We start from the raw sequence: 15651 nt of genomic DNA on the forward strand, positions 1-15651 counted from the left end.
GTCGTAGCCAAGTACCATAGAGCTGGGTCGAGCTACGTCACCATGCACATGCCAAACCTGACGACGGCCAGCCTGATGCCTGCGAAATAGACTGTATCGAGACTCGCGCGCTGTAAACGCAGGCTATGGAGAGGGCCGACGAATGCCTCTTCAACCGTGAATCATAATTTGTCGTCATGATCACGTCGAAAGGCTCGCAAATTCGGCGGTGTGCCTCGATTGGCTCAATCTGCTTGAGCACTTCGCAAACGCGACTTTCACCGCGTGTTCAGCCTGACTAAAACCGATGCTCTGCCGGGCACAGAGCTCTTCGATAACATTGAAAGCGGCTTATCTTCGAGCTGAAGCACCAAGTCATCGGCCTGAAACCCGTGGGCAAGCTCTTGAAGTATCTGTAGCCATTCTTTTGCGATGCGGCTCGATTGACGCCATTCCCTAGCAACAAAACTATGCTATTTCCTCAGCGAACACGGGGCATGCTCAGCCGGCAACTATGCTGGCACCGGCATCCCGAGCAGCGATGATACCGTTAGGTGTTTGGCACATGCGCCTTGTGCAGCGCCCTTGCGCCAACCAGCGCAGGCATCGCTTGTGATCCAGCGTACGACCCTATCCTGATGGATTGCAGGTGCTCGCACTCGGAACACAGACTCTGAGTACGTACCTTCGCCACTGACGACGATGGCTTTGTGCTCAAGGCAGCGCGTACCTACACGCGGAAGCAAAATATCGCCACCGTGGCCTGTCGATAATCCGAAGACCCTTTACCATCGAGCGAAATCTCCGTTCCAGCATTACGGAAGTCTGAGGTGTGGAAATGAGCGACTCCCAATTGCGAGAACTGCGAACTGCTGCGGCTTCCCCGGATAATCGATACACCCAAGTCTTCCATCGTGACGCCGTGGCTAGCTCGCCGCAGCTGCTCGTCCATCTCTCTGAACTCGTGATGAGTGAGGTCCATACTTTGAACGGCCAGACTGCGGCTTAAACGCCGCATTGAGGCAACGCTGAAGTCCTCGTCAATCGGCCCAAAACGACCTGCCGTGCAGCGGTTCGACCAAAACGGACGATTAGCATGTAGGACTGGACCTCTACCCGGTACCCAAAAGCTTTCCGTGGCAATTCGTAGCATTCGATCTCAGAGGCCTGCTCGATCAGCATTTTTCTGAAGGGAATACTTTGCGAGCCGCTAGGAATATCGGCTCCGACAATAAATGCGCCGGTGCCAGTCGATTTGAGGCGAGATAGCGACTCAAGTACAAAGTAGAGATCAATCGGCGCCCAAGAATAAGCAAACTCTAGATCAGGGCAGAGCGCCAACAAGCGGTTCTTAGCCATGGAGCGGAGATTGTGCATACCGTAGGGAGGATTGCCGATCACGTGATCGAATTCACGCCCCTCCAGAGCCTCGTCCAGCGATGTGGTGCACAGCACATCATGCTCCAGGTATTCAAATTCTGAACGCTTAGTACAGAGCTCTACCATAGAAGGCTCTAACTCGACGCCGACGTAGCTATGTGGCGAAGACACTTTATGCACTGCATCTGCTAGTCGACCAGACCCCGAACCTAGCTCCAGCCAGTCTCCTCCGGACGCGCCCAACAAGCGCAGCAACGCATCAGCCATAGGCGGAGGAGTCATGACCTGACCTAGTCGGGAGCGCGAGTCAATCACCGTTCGATATCGCTTTACTGCCGCTGGATTTCTCACTCCCTCCACCTCCAAGTGCATGAAATTCAATTGGGCTTGTTGGCTTGGCCCATGCTTGTTATCGTACACACCTATGCCAAGAATCGCAATTAAACCAACCATTGAAGTACTAACCGCTCGTAGTCAATTACGGCGCCATATCCATGCGCTTGGGATTTCTGATAACGAGTATTCAAGGCGCTCAGGAGTGCCTCAATACACGATATCGAAGTTTCTGAATGGCCACTTAAAAACCATTACACCCGCAATTGAACAGGCCTTAAATTATGCCAATATTGGCATAGCTCATGACATCAGCCCGCTTATTCAGCATCCAGCCATTCGGCAGGCTTTAGGTCACGCATGGGACGGAACTGAGCAAGGAGCGCAATCGCTGGCCCTGATGATCGATGCGATAGCCCCGGTTCTTCGCTCTTCATCGGAAGGCCTCGGTAGTTCGAACGCAGAGTCACGCCCGCACGCCAGGACTGAATGCAGTAGCTAGGCCGACGGGATACTCCGAAGGAAAAAACCCGCTTCGGCGGTTTTTTTATTAGGCCAAGAGGGAAGTCGATTCACACCTGGCAACTCACGCCTCTCTGATCTGCATGCAGTCAATGAAGTCGTGCGTTGTATATCCAAGCCCACAATTCGCATCGAATCGCTCATCGACCCTGAAGAGAGTGATCCGACTCGCCTGCTGCGGGGAAGTAGGAAAAAACGCACCGCCAGGCTCGGCATGCAAGAAAAAGTCGCCGAGCTTCGACTTGCAGTGCTCGCAGTGATTCATGAAATACCGACTATCTGCGGCCCTGCTGTATGCCTGCCTAAAGTCCTCGGTGAATCGGCGAATCTTACGCAGCACCCGAGGAGAAAGGCTATGGACGCCGGATACCGCCCCCCGGTACCCCTGTGACTGCCATTCTCCCAGGTTCCTTGAGAGCTCGAACTCATCCTCATGGTCTTCAAGATGCTGAAACTCTTCATGCTCTTCGGGAAGCTTGAATGAAAAGACACGCGTTCGACCTTGGCACTTCCAGCAATCAGACAATGATTGCATCACGTAGGAGTACGGCGACCGCACACGAAACTCAGGCTCATGCTCCAAGCTGGACTGATCCGATGCTGGCAGCCATCGAGCCAGCGCACCAATTTCAGCACCATCAGGCGCATACCAAACCTTCTTCACCGAATCCCAGCGAGCACCAAATGACTTGGCTTCATCCTTTTCGGCAAATGGAACCTTTAGGTCTACTCGTGCCATAGCCAAATTCCATTTTAGGTCAGACGTTCCGCCTACTCCGAAGGCTCTGTAAGCGTCGAAACAGCCTTTGTCTTAGCGACTCTGCGCTTGGGAAGCTCTAGATCTTGAAGGCGCCGACCAACCTCATCGTCGCGCGCTAATAGATTGATGTCGTCGAGAAGGTGAAGCGCCGCCAGAATCCGTAGGTAAGTTCCCAGGGCCACTGTAGGCAACCCAAGCTCCGCATTGTGCAAAGTCATTCGAGAGCAAGCCGCTCTTTTGGCCATCGTCTCAGCGGTGATCCGCCTGCGTAGCCGCGCCAGGCGGATGCGCTCTCCGAATTCAGTGAGTATCTTTTGTTCTTTGGGATAAACGAGCATTCGTTTTTTGGCATGTCTAATAAACCAGCCCATAAAAGGCGCAGTGTCTATTTTATCTAGCATGAAAAACACAAATCTACTAAATCCAAATGCATCGGTGTGAGAGCGTCACTAGGTCGGCAAGCGACAGCCATGGTTCGACCAACCGCACTTCCGGAGATTGATGAGGTGGGCGACTTTGGCTAAAGTTCATCGCATCGAAGCGACTGACTAGGTGAGATGGAACGCTTCCCAGCGGCGAGAGCTGTAACCGCGCAACGCGTTCGAAAGTGGTGCCTGGATCTGCTGTAACGAATACAAGGAGGCGCCCTAACCGGCGCCTTTTCCGTTTAAGGCCAGCTTGCACAGACCATCCATAGCTCCGCTATCGAATTGAGGCTGATATGTCCGGCACAGTCATTTTTGATGCCTTTGGCACCCTCTTGCGAATCACCGAGGGCGTGCATCCTTATCGCCAGATTCTGAGAGAAGGCATTCGGAAAGGCCGCAGACCGAAGCCCGACGACGCTCAGATCCTTTTGACGAAAAACCTCAGTCTACCGGACCGCTCACAATCAGCTTATGACTGGCTTTCTACCCTTTTTTAAAGTCAGAAAATGCCCAGAAGGGAATATCAGTGCCTACGTGCCAAAGCCAATGACCTCAAACGCCAAGGCGGATGGGCGTTTCAACTAGGATGCCTTCGTTTATGACGCGACAAAAAATGAATATACCTGCACGGCTGGCGAGGCACTGATTTGGCGTTTATCCAGCATCGAGAAAGGACGAAAAATGCACTGCTACTGGAGCTCATGCTGCCAGAAATGCGCGTTGAAACCGCAGTGCACGCCCAGCACAAATCGCAGAGTCAGGCGGTGGGAACATGAAACGGTGCTGGAGCAGATGCAGAACCGACTAACCAGGCGCCTGACATGATGCGAGTGCGAAAGCGGACTGTTGAGCATCCCTTCGGGACGCTCAAACAATGGATGGGCTCCACGCATTTCCTCACGCCTAAGCTGGTTGGCGTCAGCGCTGAGATGAGCCTGAACGTGCTCGCTTACAACATGAAGCGAGTCTTGAAAATCATCGGCACCGAAGGCTTGATGACGGCGATGACGGCGTAGAACGCCTAGCTTTTGGTGGCGTAAAGTCCCTAAAACGCGCCCTGATGACTCCACAGTGTTGCCGGTACTGATCTTGGCAAATCCTCAAACTATCGCAACGACCAGGAGCCGTAGGCTGCTCCCCAACAACCCGAAAGTGACATACCTAGAGTCGCTTCAATATCTCATTGCGCACCGTTAGACCCGCGACACTGCATCAGCAGGAAATCCAGGAGTCAGGAAGACGAGCTACTGCCGTCGTTGAAAAAGTCATCGCGAGCAACGCGCCCGAAATCGCTGGGTTCCTGGTCCTCATCACTGAACATAAAGTTCACCATACGCTCTCGTTTGAGGCCGGCAAGTGTCCTAAAAAAGCAGGGCTCGCACAGAAGGACCTCATAGCGCTCGCCATCGTGGTTCGCGCCATAACCCCAACTCGCGCTAAGAGTGCCGAATTGCAATCCGTACCCTTCAATGCGTGTGCTGTCACCACAAACGTCGCACAGAACATCACTGACCGATTCGGTCTGTTTCTTAGCGGTGATCTTCATTGGCAAATTCCCATCCCGGTACATGTACGCCTTCACGATACCCCTGGAGAACCCTCCGGGGGGCGATGTGCTACAGCCAAAAGGTACGGATGGCGAGTGTCCATTTAAAGCCGATTGCGGCCAGTCGTGAACGGTCGCAATCGGCCAAAACCGGATGTTTGGTTGAGGCTACTAATGCTTTCCTTTGCATCCAAACTCCGCTCCTTAGTTACTCAAAAACGCCACACCATGCCCGCTCCGATCATATGCAGCGCGGTGTTGGCGTACTCGCCCGACACCGTGCCGCCGGAGCGGGTTTTGGTCTGCGAAACCTCCATATCCCCTAGCCATGCCAGGGTGTAGTTGACGTGCAGATCTACATCTTTTTCCAAGGCATAGCTGAACCCGGTAGCCAGGCGCCAGGTCTCGTTCATGGGGTTGTCCACGGTGCGGTCTTTATCATCAACCGCCGAGGAGTCGTAGCCCAGGCCAAGGTTCCAACGCAGCTGGCTGGTGACTTGGTTCTGTGCGCCGATGGAGGCATGCCAGGTGTCTTTGTACTGGCGGTCAACGCTGGCAGTCGTACCGGCCGCATTGGTGTCGACTTCCACGCCGATCTGGCCGAACTCGCTCCAGTCCTGCCAGCCCAGGCTGCCAAGCAGTTTCCACTGTTCGTTTAGTTGGTAGGAAGCGCTAGCGGTCACCGTTTGCGGCACGGTCATGTCCACATCCAGGCCATCGACATTCACACGACTCAGCGCCAGGTTGAGTAAGGGATTGGTGATATTTTTCAGCTCCGGACGGTCGCTGAATTCCAAGTCGATTTTGCTGGTGTACGCCAAGCCCAGCTCGGTGCGCTCATTGAGTCGATACAACGCGCCGACGTTAAAACCGGTGCCCCAATCGGTGTCCTTGTAGCGCAGTTGGCCGTCGTCTGCGCTTCCCAGGCCCAGCACGTTGTTGTTCACTGCCACTTCGGTGCGGAAGAAACCGTACATAAAGCGCGGGCCGATGCCGATGGACAGGTCGTCAGTAAATTTATAGGCCACTGTCGGCTGAAAGGACACGCCGAGAATGGCTGACTCCTGGGTGAAATACCGGCCCGCCCAATCGTCATCGTAATCCAGCGCCAGTCCGAAGTTGCCGTACATGCCAAAGCCGACGCTGACCCGCTCATCCAGTTCATGACTGACAAACAGGCTGCTACCAGGGATGTACGTCAGAGGGTTTCCGCCTTCGTTGCCGGAAAACGAGTTGTCGCCATCACGAGAGAACTGCATGTCGCCCAAAATCACCTGGGCATTGGCATTCACCTGAGTGCCACGCAGCCGGCTGATACCAGCTGGATTGTTCATCAGCACGCTGGGATCGGTGGCCAACACCGCGGCGCCCGCATTGGCCAGTCCACTGCCTTCCTGACCCGCTTCGTAAATGCCAATGCCGCCCGCTGAGGCTGAGTTAGGCATTGCCAGTACGGTGGCAATCAGGACACAGAGTGAACACGAGACATGGTGGGTAGGCATAGCTCAGCCTCCTTGGTGGCGTCCGCATAACGGTGGTTAAACGATTCAGCGCGGAAACAGAAGCGTCACCGCCGCACGAAATCCCCAGCCTTGGGGGCCGTCATCTGCGCGGTCGAGCCAGTATCGCGGACCTGCTTGCAGGGTCAGCGGTTGGCCATTGATTTTTAACAGCTGGGTAACCGTCAGATTGATCGGCACCGACCACTCCCGAGACTGCCAGTTGTAAGTGGACTCGGTGTTTACGCCGTAGGTAGTTAGGCTGCTGGTGGTGAATGAAAGGAAGGGTTGCAGGAAGGTCTGATTGACCTTTTCCTTATCATCGGGCGGGTTACCGTCGAGCCCCCAGATATGGTTGGCAAGCATGCCCCGAGTCCAGCCATTTGACTGTTTCAGCGCGACCGCTGTCGGCCCGAGACCCCATTGCTCGCTACCCAGCAACTCGTCGCTACCTGTCGGGATCAATATCGCTGGGCCTGCGCCCAATATCCAACCGCTCTCTGTCGGCTGTTTGGGGGAGAGGAAAAAGCTTTGGGTGATATCGCCCACTCCCGATTTATCTGCCGCGCCATCTGGCGCCAGACCGTGCTGGTTGATTACTGGCAGGATGGTGCGGGAGATCAGGTTCCAGTCATCGTTAAGGGTGAACGGCAGCACCGGCTGTATGTTGGTGACGCTGTGCATTCCCTTATCTGTTGGCCCCAACTTCTGATCCCAGTTGTACTGGATCGGCAGGCTGTACATGGCTGCAACCGGGTTGAGGGCCTTTTTCGCCAGTTCTGCTGAATCTTCAGCTTGGGCCATAGCTACACAGCACAACGAAGTGGCGACCGCTGAGAACGCCCATTTCCACTGCTGTCTTGGTTCCATGGCTTGTCGCCCCTCTCTGGCTAAAAGTTGAGAGCACTTTGTTACGGTGCTCTCTGCCCTGACTTATTTTGATCTCAGCATTTCAAATGACTTGGCCATGTCTTTTGCCCATCCATCGAGCACCGCGCGAGCGTCGGTGGGCTGCATGACCTGGGAGGAATTATCCAGTTCTTCACCTGCCCCCATTCGTACGACTTCAGCCACCACTGTGTTGTCGCGCCCATCGAGAAATGCTGCCTCGGTCGCAAGACTGGTGTCCTGATCCCGAATACCTGTGGCAGTACTGATGCCGGCTGCGAGCAGTGCGATAGGAATCACCTCGTATGGCTGCAAGCCTTTTGTTTTGGCGCTGACGGCGGTGATGGCAGGGCGCACGATCAGAACATCATGCCCAGGGCCGGAGGCCAGTGGCAGGACCTTGGCAAACTGGGTTTTCAACGCCTGGTCGTAGTACTGGGTGATGCCCTTCAACGTGGCCGCTGGAATCTTCTCCGTAGGCTGCGGTTGGGGGTAGAGCTGACTCGGCTCGATGTAAACGCTGGTGTAGCGGCTGACATCCACGCCCGACTGTATCCAGCGCATCACAGGCGCTCCGGACGGCGACTTGTCTTCCTTGAGGATGCTGTAGTCGTGGAGGAAACCGGAATAGCTTTGCGGGTCTACGTACTTGCTGGCGCAGCCGCAGAGCGTGAGGGCAAACACGCACATGGGGCTGCCAGGAAGGTCATCTTCATGGGGGAACTCATCAAATGGTCAGTAAAGGCTCTGGTCGGGCGCAAAAGGAAGGATCGCCATCAGCCGAAACCGATGGCGTGTCCTCGATGCAATCAAGCATCAGGTGGAGCGTCAGGGAGTGACGATGTTGAACCAGAGGTCGAAGTTATCCAGGTAGCCCATTAGCTCTTCAAGCTTGCCTTGGGCGCCGTCAACTTGATGTCGCCAGACGCCAAGGCGTCCTTAAGCGTGGTCTGTTTCAAGACCAACTTGTTCAAAGTGTCGCGGGTTAGGGTTACCGTTCGCGTCTGGATTTTTGGCTTGCACGCCTTCGGTGTGGTTGAGCACGCCGTGGCCATTTCCAGCAGGTATTTCTGCTTAAGGTCGGTGAAGTCCATATTCAATGTGATGTGCTTGCCTTCTACCTCAGGGCCTTTCAAACGCATGGCCAGGAAGTCAAAGAACGATCGAGGTCCATAGCCCGTACGGTGTCAGGGCTTGCAGTGTCGGGCGTCGGCATTTCTTCACGCCTTCTCGCAGCTCTTGAGCACCAGTGAGGTAAAAGTTACGCCATGGGCCGCTTTCAGCCTGGTAGCCCTGTTGCTCCAGCGCGTCGGCTTGCAAATTCTTCGCGGCCTGGTTGTTGGGGTCGGCAACACGACATGATTGACCACCTCTGCTACCCAGCGGTATTCGCCCTTGTCGTAATACTCTTTGGCTTTTTTGAGCACTGCATCAGCGCCACCCATCATGTCCACATAGCGCTTGGCCGCATCTTCCGGTGGTAGCTCATGCAAGGTTGCAGGGTTGCCAATGAACCAGCCGAGATAAAGCACATACGTGGCTTTGACGTTGTGGTTGACTGACCCGTAGTAACCCCGATTGGAGAAGCGGTTGGCGATCTCTTTAGGCAGTTCGAACTGCTCCGCAATCTCAGTCATGGTGAGGCCCTTGTTGGCCAACCGCAGAGTCTCGTCGTTGATGTAGCGGTACATGTCACGCTGTAAGGACAGTTGCTCGTTGACTTCCTTGTTGCCCCACACCGGCCAGTGGTGCATGGCGTACATCACCTGAACATCGTTGCCCCACATCTTCATGGCCTCGTTCAAGTACTTGGACCAGGCCAGAGGGTCACGGATTTTGGCGCCGCGCAGTGAGTAAGTGTTGTGCAAGGTGTGTGTGGAGTCTTCCGCAGTGTTTAGAGCCTTTTTCTCCTTGATGTAATAGAGCATTTCTGCCGGCGCCTCACTACCTGGCGCGTACAGGAACTGGTAGGTCAGCCCATCGATGACGTGCGTTTCACCAGTTTTCTGAATGATGTCAGTTGGGGGAATAAGCGTCACAGTACCGGCCGAGGTTGTAGTCCCTAAACCTGCGCCGAGTTGCCCTGTTGCATTCGGCGGCAGCAGGTTCCCGTACATATAGCTCGCCCGACGGCTCATGGCCGTCCCAGCCATAACGTTCTCTGCGACGGCGTGCTCAAGGAAGCCTAGCGGCGCGTAAACCTTGACCTTCCCGGCCTTCACATCGGCTTCGTCTATCACCCCGCGCACGCCACCGTAGTGGTCGATATGGCTGTGCGTGTAAATCACTGCTACCACAGGTTTTTTGGGACGATGCTGGTAGTAAAGGTCCAGAGCAGCTTTAGCTGTTTCAGTTGAGATCAAGGGATCGAAGACAGTGATGCCTTCCTTGCCTTCAACAATGGTCATGTTGGACAAGTCGTAGTTGCGCACCTGGTAGATGCCGTCGGTGACCTCGAATAAACCAGAGATATTGATTAGCTGTGATTGCCGCCACAGGCTTGGGTTGGTGGTATCCGGAGCGGCTTCCCCTTCCTTGATAAAGGAATACTTCGCCGGGTCCCAGATCATGTTGCCCGAGGGGCCCTTTATCGGATCCGCAGGAAGCGGCGCAATGAAGCCCTTGTGTGCGAGCTCAAAGGAGGTCTTGTCATTGAAAGGGAGTTCTTTTAGCAGCGCGTCGTTGGCTGCTTTGGTGGCATCGGTTGCCGGTTTTGGTCCCTCGGCAGCCCAAGCTTGACCAGTCAGCGCCACCGCGCCCGCCAGGAGAAAGGACGTACTGAAAGCCCGGATGCTGCCAAGTTAAAACGAGCGCCTTGAAAGATCGGAGAGTACGAAAGCGTTTTCATCACAAGCTCCTTCTTGCGTGATTCGCTGTACCGTCGTCGGTAACTGCCAGCTGTAAGTCAGAATGACCGCTACTGCTTGGCTTGGCCGAAACTGCTGTCAGTTCAGACCAGACCGCTAACTGTCATTGCACCAAAAGTGCGCAACATTGCGCCCAGTGGAACGTAGTCAGGAATTTTGGTTTTCAAGGTGGATTTACAGGTGGTCACAAAGATTGGCCAATCGAACAGCCTCGTGGGGCTAGGTAAACCGGCCCAATGCAGAGAGGGCTGAAGGGCCGCTTCTGGCCGACAGCTGCCTGTCGTGACCGGCTGCAATCGGCCAAAAGCGGACTTTCAGGATAAAAGGAAATACATCCGTCCCCTTTTCGGTTGATTGCGGCGTTTACGGGATGGCGGGAGTGGATGATTGAGAACGCAAAAGCAGTTATCTTCTCGCGCTCAAGTCGATCAAGGCATCGAAGCCACCTCACCTAAACAGGTCAGCTATGGAAAGCAAAAAAATGATTCCCGGAGCGGAACGTGTCATTGAGGCCCTCGGCTATTGGCCGTCCTTTCATGACGCGGAAGTTATCTCTTTTGCCGTGTCACGTGCAGCCCCAGGCGCAGATGGCCCCACTGTCGCCAAATTGGTGGTCCACGTTCGTGACTACGAGGAAGTTGGAGCAGGGACGGCAGACTGTCAGTGGGTCTGTTGTAGAAGCGTGTTGGTCGAATTTGGATTCAGTAACCTGCGGCGCTTATCGCTCAGCGATTTCAATCACCAGAACGTAATCAACGCCCTCAACATCCATCACGCCGACGACTCATCAATAACCGTGGAAATCGATTCTATCTGGGGATGGGCGGGGAGATTGAATGCGCGAGTGTTGATATTGGGCATATAACAATCCTTCTTTAACCACCTATTCCCTGTTGTCTGTAACCCTGTACAGACTCGGAGATTCGCAATGCGCCGCCGCATCGCACCGAACCTGACCGCCTGCCTTAGCTTCGCCGTCACCCTAATGAGCGCAACCACAGCTTCTGTACCCGGGCATGTATTTTCGAAAATCCAGCTAGTTGTAATCCTCGCCATAAGTATTACGCCGCCCATTCTCTGGCTACTCGGCGGATCTGGACGCAACGCAGGCCTGCTTGGGTTTAATCGCAGCCTGTATCTATCCAGTCTGGTCGGTATCCTCCTCTCGGTGCCTGTACTAATGTTGATAGATAGGCTGATCGATGCCTCGCTGGTTTCCAATCGCTCCTTTGGCATACCAATAGGTTCGTCGGTGTGTCTTCTGCCCGGTTATGTGATTTGGTATTTCGCGGTACATCGTCGGAACTTGCGGCAGTACGGCTGACCATCGATTTAGTGGGTAGCAGATAAATCGACATCGAGTCCGCAGACTTTTCCTCCGAAAGCTGGCGCTGATTACCGGCCGCAATGCCCGATTGCAGACTGTCGTGAACGGCAGCGGCCAGCCAAAATCTGACAGTTACAACGTCTGGCGGGGATTGCCTGAGCTGAAAAATAGACCAAAGCCTTTCTCGAGGAACGCCACGACTTCAGCGACGCTTTCCTTGCTTGGTAGTACTAGGTCCTGAAGCGAAAGTGCCGGGTTCTCACCGTTTGCGCTGTGAATTACGTGCTCGACCTTAAGCAGTGCATTGAATCCTGGCACTGACGGAAACGTAGACTCATTTGGCGGAAAGGAAAATGAAATCATCTCGCCGACTCTTGGTAGTTCGCTAAATTCGATTTTTCCCGAAATGACGCCCTCTGCGGATGGAGCAAGCGTGAAAATAGAGAAATCTATGGCGATTTGCATGGACTAAGTGAGCCTCTTAATGTCTGGTTAACCAATGACCGCTTTTGGCCGAATGCAGACGCTTCGCTCATCTCAAATGCTTTGGACTGCTGCTCGCCACCTCGGCGCATGCCGGCTGCTCGCTCCAACCGGAAGCCCTGCTAGCTAAGACAAAGCCCAAAGCTGATCAAGCCTCGTAGTGTAACTAGCGCTCATCATCTCCCTCCGCATTCCCCAGTCGGGATTAGATGGCACCCTCGCAGGCCTCAGTGTGCCCGTCCCCCAACGATCATTAATCTGATCTAAGACGCCCATCAGCTTACCGGTGGTTTCAGGTTGAACGGGACTGAAGAGATCATCAGTGAATTCGCCTCGCCGGAGAGGCCGAGCAGTAGCACCTCAGCTTTGCTGTAGGCAAACCCTGGACGAAAAAGCCTCTCCAAACCCGCCAACGCGAAGTGGATAAAGCCCTCGTTCATACCGTGTAAAGAGCCTGTATGAGCCACTGATAAAAGGCTGCCGACCTCTGGATTCGATGCTTTGAGGATTAAGCCGTTTTGCGCTCCAACGGCCACGGCAATCCTTTACGGCACTCACACAATGCGAAGAACCAAAGCAACACTGATCTATCGCAGAACCAAAAATCTCCGCGCGGTACAGCTTCTGTTAGGGCATAGTTGCACGCGCGCTAGGACTCTGCGCAAGTCGTCGCTGGTTTGGTTCCAATGAAATCGCGCAGCAATGTGGAAAAGAGCTGGAGCCAAGGGCCCGATGGCGGGGCTAATAGGATTAGCGTTTTAATTGTTGCTAGCAGTAGACGCCATATTCTATCCGCCCAAGATATCAGTACGGCCTCTAAGCCCTCCGGGCTTAGCGCGACATCAATTGGCTTTTGGCGATTAAGCCCTCTCGCGGGCCTGTTAATGCGATATCCTCATCCCAACCCCAGGGGTGGGAGGGAGCAAAATTGAGGTCAAAATCAGCTATCGGCGTGACGGCGTTCCGCGCACGGCCTACATTGATACACGTCTAGTGCCGAACCACTTAGCGGTCAAATTTGTCGTACTGACAACCGAACTCACTGGTGCTGAGGGTACCTTTGCGGAGTCAGATGACCTCGTCCTGGATGAGTTGATCTCGCGTTTGAACATCGTAATTGAAGATGTTCACGCGGTCCCGGTCTCATCTCGTTCCAAGAGTATCTAGTGGGTCCGGGCTTAGGTGGCGCTTCTGGCTTAAGCCCTTATCGCCAGATCAAATAAGGTTAAAAGTCCTCACCAGTTTCTCGCGATTTTTCTCCCTAGCGGTGTTCTCCTGCTCACTGAAGTGAGTAGATGGATAAGGCTGTTTGATAGGCATCGCTCATTTCCAGATACGCCAAGTCGTGAATGGGCTTGAGACCTGACAGTACTTGGCCAGTGAGACTGGAGAAGTCATACAACAAATTCAGCATGGCTCGCAGCAAGTAATGGACGCAACTGGCCAATTCAGTGCGAGGTTGCGGGTGGGGAAATATGGATTGTTTGGTAACGGATCACTCACATGCGAATGATTCAGCGTGATTTTTATGCGGCGGTGTTGGTGCGAGAAATTCGTGCCAACATCCAAAAGAGCGCTTTCGCATCTCGGCATTAAGCAAAAATCCTGCTGTTTTGGTCAGATTTCTTCGTCAAGGGCCGAATTTCTCTCCGCCGCCGTTGAGCCGTTTCCGGGCGAGAGCCACCCTATCAGACCGTCAAAAGACCTATGATCTTCTAAGTTTCGGAGTTTGTTTTTCGGCTGGGTTGTTGCATCGGCGGGGTATACAGAAAATTCAGATAGTCCGTCCCTGATACGCGAGCTTGCCGGTTATCTCCTGCCCTTTAAATTTCACCGATAGGGCATCAGCCCTAAGGGAAGCTCAGCGTGGGTGGTAAGCGTGGAATAAATTCCAGGGACCGTCTCGCTTATCACCACTTGGATGTGGGGAACTTCGATAGAAGCGTTTTCAAATCGAAGACTAAGTCGGCAGTGCCTCTAAAATAGACGGATTTTTTTTGGATCGGATGGCTTTGGTTGGCACGAGTCACCTCAAATTCTTTATGGCCTGAGCGGCTCTTTTGATTCGATTCCGGGTCCGTTCAACACATTCAGGTAAACGCTAACGACAGGTGCACCTTACCTTCCAAAGATGGCTCATACGACGTCTCTCTGCGTTAGCGACCCAAAGGCTGAGATCTTGGCAGGCGTAATGCTCAACCAGACGGCCTCGACTTTTTAAGACCTCTCACCTTTTAAAAATGCGCAATTGTTGAGGATGTTTCCTACAGTATTGACCGTCTATTTCCGCTGCCTAGGCGCACTCTTGCACGTTGTAATTTTTGCCTGACATCAGGCCATCATGAGGCCTAATGGGCGCGGATTGCTTTATCAGCGGTGTTCGCCCGCGAATCGCACAGACGATTGTGCACTTGGGGCTGGATCTTCAGGGTTGTTACTAAATCAAACCTTGCCGACGCCTTGTCATTGGCGTTAATCCGCCTCGGCATCGTTGTATCCAAGGCGCTGTAGCATGGACCGCATTCCTATCCTGCAAGTGGGAACTTGTTGCTTGTTACCATTCTAGTGGATATGCATGATCAGTTGGCCATGACTCTCCCAGACGATCTTGCTGAACAGATTGTCCAGACTTCGGCTCGGGGCGTCGTAATAGACGTTTCGGATTTAGATATTGTGGATTCGTTTATCGGCCGCATGATTGCCACCATTTCCGGATTATCTCGAATCATCGATGCGGAAGCCGTTTTGGTGGAGCTTCAACCGGCCGTAGCGATAACGGTGGTCGAATTCGGAATGACCTTACCGGGGGTTAGCACTGCGCTGAACGTCGAGCGTGGAATGAAATTGCTGAGCAATCGGTAGCGCCAGCCATCCAAGGAAAAATGTTCCATTTGGTGGCTTATTAGCACCTAGGTCCATGTATATCGAATCAAAATTCGTACCCTGAGGCCAATGCTCAGACACTCCGACGCTCGCATCTCAAGACGCTTTACTTTGCCTTTGAACCGCAGCGGTGACTTGATCCCAAATTTCCTGATCAGGCTTCGTACCAATGTCTATTAATAGGAAACGGGGTTTGGGTTGGACGTTCAGCTTGGCTGCGCAGAGTCTGGCCTCGTCTAACGGACGCCGAGCGTCCCCTACATAGACGGCGGAAAAGTCGCGAACGGGGGTATATGTAATATCCCGCTCTTGAATTACGGTCACGTTCTCCATGGGTGTCCCCTTCCCTTTGAATTCACCTGCAAAGCTGTGCGCTGAAACTGCATGCGACGCGGATCCTGGTGTCCTACCGCCACAAACGGAGCCTGAAGGTTAAGTCTTTCTCTTTGGATTACTCGTTAGAAAAAACGTTCTTCAGTTTTCCTGCTGCGTTCGCCAATACAGCATAACCGGCCACATGATGTGCGCGCCGACGGCCTGCTTCTGGTACAAATCAGCTGCAAGCGGGTTCGCTTCGGCACTTTTAGCTTTCGCTGTTGAGATCATTTGACGCTGAGGCTCCATGCGGGGGTGGGGCGCATGGTTAGTAAGGCATACCACGGTAGGTGTCGAAGCTGATGGCAGTGCCATACGTACCTCCATGTTTACGACGTCCATTACCTTGTGGGATGAGGTCAGGTAGTGCTCATGACTGAT

13 protein-coding genes and 5 pseudogenes are annotated in these 15651 nt (G+C 53.8%); 6 read left to right on the forward strand and 12 right to left on the reverse strand.

The genetic code is table 11. The features are described from left to right. Window positions 1-709: 709 nt before the first annotated feature. The 4 genes from AC0V2S_RS18720 to AC0V2S_RS18735 all read right to left on the reverse strand — a co-directional run bounded on the left by AC0V2S_RS18720 (window position 710) and on the right by AC0V2S_RS18735 (window position 3375). Complete coding sequence (locus AC0V2S_RS18720) at window positions 710-931, reverse strand: hypothetical protein (RefSeq protein ID WP_475511039.1); 222 nt, start codon at window positions 929-931, stop codon at window positions 710-712. Window positions 932-984: 53 nt separating this feature from the next. Continuing rightward, window positions 985-1812: an Eco57I restriction-modification methylase domain-containing protein gene (locus tag AC0V2S_RS18725; RefSeq protein ID WP_475511040.1), complete on the reverse strand. Its 828-nt coding sequence runs from the start codon at window positions 1810-1812 to the stop codon at window positions 985-987. Between the two features lie 466 nt (window positions 1813-2278). Continuing rightward, entirely contained in the window at window positions 2279-2953 is a 675-nt protein-coding gene (locus tag AC0V2S_RS18730; protein WP_475511041.1) for a DUF5710 domain-containing protein, read from the reverse strand. A gap of 32 nt (window positions 2954-2985) precedes the next feature. After that, window positions 2986-3375, reverse strand: a complete 390-nt coding sequence (locus tag AC0V2S_RS18735; RefSeq protein WP_475511042.1) for a helix-turn-helix domain-containing protein — start codon at window positions 3373-3375, stop codon at window positions 2986-2988. A 320-nt stretch (window positions 3376-3695) separates the two neighbouring features. On the opposite strand from AC0V2S_RS18735, the gene AC0V2S_RS18740 reads away from it, so the two are divergent. Both AC0V2S_RS18740 and AC0V2S_RS18745 read left to right on the forward strand, forming a co-directional pair. Then, window positions 3696-3899 carry a hypothetical protein gene (locus AC0V2S_RS18740; protein ID WP_475511153.1) on the forward strand — a complete coding sequence of 68 codons (204 nt, stop codon included), beginning with the start codon at window positions 3696-3698 and terminating at the stop codon, window positions 3897-3899. A 16-nt stretch (window positions 3900-3915) separates the two neighbouring features. Continuing rightward, window positions 3916-4418, forward strand: a pseudogene (locus tag AC0V2S_RS18745) (transposase); the annotation flags it as partial. A gap of 215 nt (window positions 4419-4633) precedes the next feature. On the opposite strand, the gene AC0V2S_RS18750 reads toward AC0V2S_RS18745, so the two are convergent. From AC0V2S_RS18750 to AC0V2S_RS18775, 6 genes and pseudogenes are all read right to left on the reverse strand, one after another. Continuing rightward, window positions 4634-4948 carry a hypothetical protein gene (locus AC0V2S_RS18750; protein WP_475511043.1) on the reverse strand — a complete coding sequence of 105 codons (315 nt, stop codon included), beginning with the start codon at window positions 4946-4948 and terminating at the stop codon, window positions 4634-4636. Between the two features lie 212 nt (window positions 4949-5160). Further along, window positions 5161-6393: an OmpP1/FadL family transporter gene (locus tag AC0V2S_RS18755; protein WP_475511140.1), complete on the reverse strand. Its 1233-nt coding sequence runs from the start codon at window positions 6391-6393 to the stop codon at window positions 5161-5163. A gap of 102 nt (window positions 6394-6495) precedes the next feature. Continuing rightward, window positions 6496-7251, reverse strand: coding sequence for a transporter (locus AC0V2S_RS18760; RefSeq protein ID WP_475511044.1), 756 nt, complete (start codon window positions 7249-7251; stop codon window positions 6496-6498). A gap of 129 nt (window positions 7252-7380) precedes the next feature. Beyond that, window positions 7381-8025, reverse strand: coding sequence for a DUF3313 domain-containing protein (locus tag AC0V2S_RS18765; protein ID WP_475511045.1), 645 nt, complete (start codon window positions 8023-8025; stop codon window positions 7381-7383). A gap of 188 nt (window positions 8026-8213) precedes the next feature. Continuing rightward, on the reverse strand, window positions 8214-8477 hold the full coding sequence (locus AC0V2S_RS18770) for an alkyl sulfatase C-terminal domain-containing protein (RefSeq protein ID WP_475511046.1): 264 nt from the start codon (window positions 8475-8477) through the stop codon (window positions 8214-8216). A gap of 10 nt (window positions 8478-8487) precedes the next feature. After that, a pseudogene (locus AC0V2S_RS18775) lies at window positions 8488-9905 on the reverse strand (alkyl/aryl-sulfatase). Window positions 9906-10668: 763 nt separating this feature from the next. Between AC0V2S_RS18775 and AC0V2S_RS18780 the strand changes: the two are divergent. Both AC0V2S_RS18780 and AC0V2S_RS18785 read left to right on the forward strand, forming a co-directional pair. After that, the gene (locus AC0V2S_RS18780; protein WP_475511047.1) at window positions 10669-11067 is read left to right on the forward strand and encodes an Imm50 family immunity protein; all 399 of its coding nucleotides are present in this window, start codon (window positions 10669-10671) and stop codon (window positions 11065-11067) included. 63 nt (window positions 11068-11130) lie between these two features. Further along, window positions 11131-11526 carry a hypothetical protein gene (locus AC0V2S_RS18785; RefSeq protein ID WP_475511048.1) on the forward strand — a complete coding sequence of 132 codons (396 nt, stop codon included), beginning with the start codon at window positions 11131-11133 and terminating at the stop codon, window positions 11524-11526. 135 nt (window positions 11527-11661) lie between these two features. Here the strand turns inward: AC0V2S_RS18785 and AC0V2S_RS18790 are convergent, their stop codons facing one another. Together AC0V2S_RS18790 and AC0V2S_RS18795 are read right to left on the reverse strand one after the other, a co-directional pair. Continuing rightward, a complete protein-coding gene (locus tag AC0V2S_RS18790; RefSeq protein WP_475511049.1) occupies window positions 11662-11994 on the reverse strand; it encodes a hypothetical protein in 333 nt (110 codons plus the stop codon). 144 nt (window positions 11995-12138) lie between these two features. Beyond that, a pseudogene (locus AC0V2S_RS18795) lies at window positions 12139-12428 on the reverse strand (DUF4113 domain-containing protein); the annotation flags it as partial. Between the two features lie 1932 nt (window positions 12429-14360). Here AC0V2S_RS18795 and AC0V2S_RS18800 point away from each other — a divergent pair. Both AC0V2S_RS18800 and AC0V2S_RS18805 read left to right on the forward strand, forming a co-directional pair. Then, window positions 14361-14523: pseudogene (locus tag AC0V2S_RS18800) on the forward strand (STAS domain-containing protein); the annotation flags it as partial. A 1-nt stretch (window position 14524) separates the two neighbouring features. Then, a pseudogene (locus AC0V2S_RS18805) lies at window positions 14525-14874 on the forward strand (STAS domain-containing protein). Window positions 14875-15651 lie beyond the last annotated feature (777 nt).

This window comes from Pseudomonas sp. CC11G (genome assembly GCF_056174845.1).